At 46.3% G+C, this 4,238-nt stretch carries 6 protein-coding genes; 1 reads left to right on the top strand and 5 read right to left on the bottom strand.

Annotation, left to right across the window (positions count from 1 at the left end; translation table 11 throughout):
- The 5 genes from AC1DWB_RS31595 to AC1DWB_RS31575 form a co-directional block, all read right to left on the bottom strand.
- Positions 1-420 (bottom strand): AAA family ATPase (locus AC1DWB_RS31595; RefSeq protein WP_477545063.1); only part of this gene is annotated, 420 nt, incomplete at its 3' end.
- The gene (locus AC1DWB_RS31590) at positions 413-946 is read right to left on the bottom strand and encodes a hypothetical protein (RefSeq protein WP_477545062.1); all 534 of its coding nucleotides are present in this window, start codon (positions 944-946) and stop codon (positions 413-415) included. The genes AC1DWB_RS31595 and AC1DWB_RS31590, both read right to left, overlap by 8 nt.
- A 155-nt stretch (positions 947-1,101) precedes the next feature.
- Positions 1,102-1,509, bottom strand: coding sequence for a cytochrome-c oxidase (locus AC1DWB_RS31585; RefSeq protein WP_477545061.1), 408 nt, complete (start codon positions 1,507-1,509; stop codon positions 1,102-1,104).
- A gap of 118 nt (positions 1,510-1,627) precedes the next feature.
- On the bottom strand, positions 1,628-2,116 hold the full coding sequence (locus tag AC1DWB_RS31580) for a cell wall elongation regulator TseB-like domain-containing protein (RefSeq protein WP_477545060.1): 489 nt from the start codon (positions 2,114-2,116) through the stop codon (positions 1,628-1,630).
- A complete protein-coding gene (locus AC1DWB_RS31575) occupies positions 2,113-3,411 on the bottom strand; it encodes an amidohydrolase (RefSeq protein WP_477545059.1) in 1,299 nt (432 codons plus the stop codon). Before AC1DWB_RS31575 ends, AC1DWB_RS31580 begins: the two co-directional genes overlap by 4 nt.
- 215 nt (positions 3,412-3,626) lie before the next feature.
- On the opposite strand from AC1DWB_RS31575, the gene AC1DWB_RS31570 reads away from it, so the two are divergent.
- Positions 3,627-4,238 (top strand): DUF47 domain-containing protein (locus AC1DWB_RS31570; RefSeq protein WP_477545058.1); only part of this gene is annotated, 612 nt, incomplete at its 3' end.

The raw sequence follows: 4,238 nt of genomic DNA, 5'->3' as shown, positions 1-4,238 counted from the left end.
GCCTGACGCAGCGAGGAACACGGAATTCGTATAGTGAGCAGCGGCTTTCGCCATTAGAGTCTTCCCAGTTCCCGGAGGTCCTGTCAGTAAGATCCCTTTCAGCGGTCGAATCCCGAACTTCTGTATTTCCTCATAATGGATAAGAAAATCCAGTGCTTCCATCAGCTCGCTCTTGGCTCGTTCCTGACCACCAATATCTTCGAATGTTAAGTAAGATGGTGTTCGATTCACTCTGCCTTTCCGTCCGTTAGGAGAAGAAACCCCCATATTGCCACTGCCTCGCGTGCGAGTAACATAATATAAGGAGAATCCGACGATGCCGACAAGCAATACTGGGAGCAAGTTGACACCCATGTAAAGCAAAAAGGCTAGTATCGCCGGAATTATGCCGATGACGACTTCTTTACCAAGTTTACTCATTCGGCCACACCCCTATTTTCTGACCTTGACGAGGGAGCACAACGAATTTGGCATGGTCAGCATCTTTCAATGTTACATATACATACTGGTCATCCATCTCAGTTTGGACTACAAGCCCACTGAAGGAAGTTTTCAACGATTCCAAACGAACCGGGATGTTCCCGTATTGCTTCGTTTCCATCGCTTGCGCTACATCAAACATCGCTTTCGACCACCAGTTATCCAAGGCTGCACTCGAGTTGCTATTCACATCGAGCACGACGTTTCGGCTTCCAATAACAGATTGTCCATTCGTTAGGATCGAATTATATATTTCCCTGATACTCGCATCAGCAGCAGGGGTGAATTGAATGGTAACCTTATCTTTCGTAATATTTACTTTCGCATTCTGAACTCCTGGCGTTTCCTTCACAACCTCATTCAAAGGTGTTTCCATCGCATAGCTGTCATATATAAACCATCCGCCGAATAGTACGGCCAGAGAAACGACTAAGCTAATTCCGATAGGTAAGATACGCAATTTCATCAGCGTCCATCCCCTTTCTATGATGTACACTGAGTATATCACACTTGATATACTCAATTCCTTTGTAATGTGTGGAAGAGAAGGCAAAAAAACAGTTCCTTCACACAGTAGAAATGTGAAAGAACTATTTTCGTCGTATTATTTCCTTACTTATGTCAGCCTGTGTATGTACGATCTTTGGCCACGCCAGCCGCTGGCTGTGCCTTTACATTCATCAGCACGTTGATGGCGAAGATGATAATGCCGATAATAGCAACCGTACCACCTGTTGCGATGATCGCAGGTGTATCGACCACATCTGCTACTTCAAGATACAACCCGACTACCATAACCGGAAGACCGACATTATGCAGCCAGAAGTGCACCTTGCTCAGCACATTTCGATCCGCTACAGGGAATAAGCGGTAAATAATGCCTGAAAGTGCCAGGGAAACCCATCCGAGTAAATTGATGTGAGCATGGACGCTAGAGAACTCGAACTTCTGTGATATTCCGATAATCATCCCAAACACTACACCTAATACAAAGTAAATGACGGACAACCGCAAAAACCAAATTGACATAGGCTCCTCCTCGTTCCTTCGAACCGGAAATAAGTGACCAATTTGTGACATTTCAGTCCCAAGATCAAATATATCAGCAGATAAGCCTATTATCAATCGATTTTTTAGACTCCTCGTCTTATTGTTTACTTAGTTTCCAAGTGTCAATCTCCGATCCGTCATGAAATCGATAGTAATCGTAATAATAACGCTTACCACCCTCATCCTTTCGTTGATAAAATACTTCCCAAACATATTCACCGTCCAGCTTGCCGGGTAACACTCGCTCAATCACAATATCGGAGCTCTTCATCTTCACCTTGTTGCGAATGACCTCTTCCGTCACGCCTCCGCCTTCGCCCAAGTATTCCATATGAAGCTCCTCTTCACCGACCCAAGCTACTGCTTCCTTGCCATCAGCATCTTGCCCGAATACGATCGTATACGGTAACTCCCCATGGAAAGATTCCACACGGGATACTTGAGAGATATACGTATTCTGAGTAACGGTTTCTGCTGCCTTCGCCTGAATCGTCCATTCATCATTTTGCACAGCGATATAAAATCGGGTTAACACGATCCCGAGCAAAATGAGACCGCCTATGACGCTTGCAACGATCTTCTTCATCCTTGGGTCAATCGCTCGAATGCCTGTTGGGCTTCATACTTGATCTTCTCTTCATCCAATGTCAGCAGTTGCCCCTTGCGCACTAGACAGCGTCCATCGACGAATACATCGGTTACGTCCTTGGCTGAAGCGGAATAAATGACGTGTGACGTGAAATCCGTTCTTGGCAAGAAGTGGGCCTGGTCAATATCCAACGCAATGAAATCGGCTTTCATCCCAGGTTGCAGAGCGCCTACATCATCCAGCCAGATGGACTTCGCACCAGTTAGCGTCCCCATCCGAATCGCTTCCTTTGCAGGTACCGCCGTCGGGTCACCAGTCACACCCTTGTGCAGCAGTGCGGCGAGTCTCATCTCCTCGAACATATCGAGGTTGTTATTGCTTGCTGAACTATCTGTTCCGAGCGAAACCAGTACACCTGCCTTCAGCAACTCTGGAACTCGTGCAATGCCGCTCGCCAACTTCAGATTGCTGCCTGGGTTGTGCGAAACCCTTACATCATATTTGGCCAACGTCGCGATCTCTTCATCCGTCAAATGCACGGCATGGGCAACGAGACTCGGTCTCGAGAATAATCCCAGCTTCTCCAGGTGCGCTACAGGGCGGAGTCCGTATTGCTGTTCATTCTCCGCCACCTCGGCACGTGATTCCGACATATGCGTATGCAGAGGTAAGTTCAGATCATGAGCCGCTTGGACGATACGTTCTATATAATCCGGTGGACAAGTGTAAGGCGCATGCGGCGACATCATCGTCGTAATGCGGCCGTTCGCTTTTCCGTGCCAGTCGCGGGCGAAACCAGTCGCTTCAGCCAGCTTCTGCTGCTGTACTTCAGGCGGACATAGTCCGATTACACCACGCGTTAGACAAGCCCTCATGCCTGACTGCTCCACTGCAAGTGCAACTTCATTCATATGATCATACATGTCAACAAAGCAGGTTGTACCACCCTTAAGCATTTCTACGATAGACAACAACGTACCTGCGCGGACATCGGCTCCAGTAAACTTAGCTTCGTTCGGCCACATCTTCTCCTGTAGCCACACTTGCAGCGCCAGATCATCGCCATAACCGCGCAATAGAGACATGGCAGCGTGCCCGTGCGTATTGACTAATCCCGGCATGTAGAGCCGATTCGTTCCATCAATTACTTCGTCGTAAACCTGGTCAGCTCCTGGCTCCTGTTCCCCTATGTACGAGATCCGATCTCCTTCGATCACCATGTATCCTTTTATAAAAGGAACGGCATCCTGTAGAGTAAGGAACAACCCGTTCCGAATCAATATTGTTGTCATATTTATTGAAGTCATCCTTTCAAGAATAAGGTTATGGTTTCAATGTACCTTTTCACAGCAGCAAAATCAAGAACGATTGAGACTGTCACACTTCGTTCAAATGTTGAAAATCGACTGAAATTCATTGCATTTGTGAAGACAAGTATGTTAATTTTAAATTTGTGTAAATCGGACAAGCTAATTTCATATTGCGGAAGATGGAGGTCTTTACGTTGATGATTTTCAATAAAAAAGGGGATATCGATTTTTTGAATTTGCTCATACAGAGCGCGGAGAACACTTTAAAAGGATCGCATATGTTCCGTACCGCCATGATGGGCAACAAACCCCCGGCATCATACTTCGATGTATTGAAGGAAATGGAGAATAAGGGCGACTCCATAACGCATGAGATTTATAAGGGCCTAAACAAAGTATTCATCACTCCGCTCGATCGGGAAGATATTATGGAACTCGCTTCCAAGTTGGATGACGTCATGGATGGCATAGAAGCCTCTATTGCCAGGTTCGATTATTTGAACATCACCTTCACGAATCAATATATGAAGGATTTCTCAGAAGTGATCGTTAGCTCATGCGAACATATGTTAACGGCGTTCAAGCTGCTGTCCAAGAAGAAATACATGCAAATTCGCGAGCATACGGTACATATCAACTCTTTGGAAAATGAAGGCGACCGTCTGATGCGCGAAGGAATTCGAGAAATCTTCACCAACCCGAAAGACCCTTACCATGACTTCAAGCTCAAAGAACTGTACGATCGTCTCGAACAAACGACTGACACGTGCGAAGACGWAGCAGATATCCTTGAAAGTGTTGTCCTTCGT

The organism is Paenibacillus sp. P4_E11 (assembly GCF_056401635.1).
Note: the sequence above shows the minus strand (reverse complement) of the source record. Positions and strands in the feature narration are given on the sequence as shown.

Bases quoted from the DNA above. Each gene is read 5' to 3' on its own strand.
- AC1DWB_RS31590 (WP_477545062.1), bottom strand. From the start codon at position 946: ATGAAATTGCGTATCTTACCTATCGGAATTAGCTTAGTCGTTTCTCTG.
- AC1DWB_RS31585 (WP_477545061.1), bottom strand. From the start codon at position 1,509: ATGTCAATTTGGTTTTTGCGGTTGTCCGTCATTTACTTTGTATTAGGT.
- AC1DWB_RS31580 (WP_477545060.1), bottom strand. From the start codon at position 2,116: ATGAAGAAGATCGTTGCAAGCGTCATAGGCGGTCTCATTTTGCTCGGG.
- AC1DWB_RS31575 (WP_477545059.1), bottom strand. From the start codon at position 3,411: ATGACAACAATATTGATTCGGAACGGGTTGTTCCTTACTCTACAGGAT.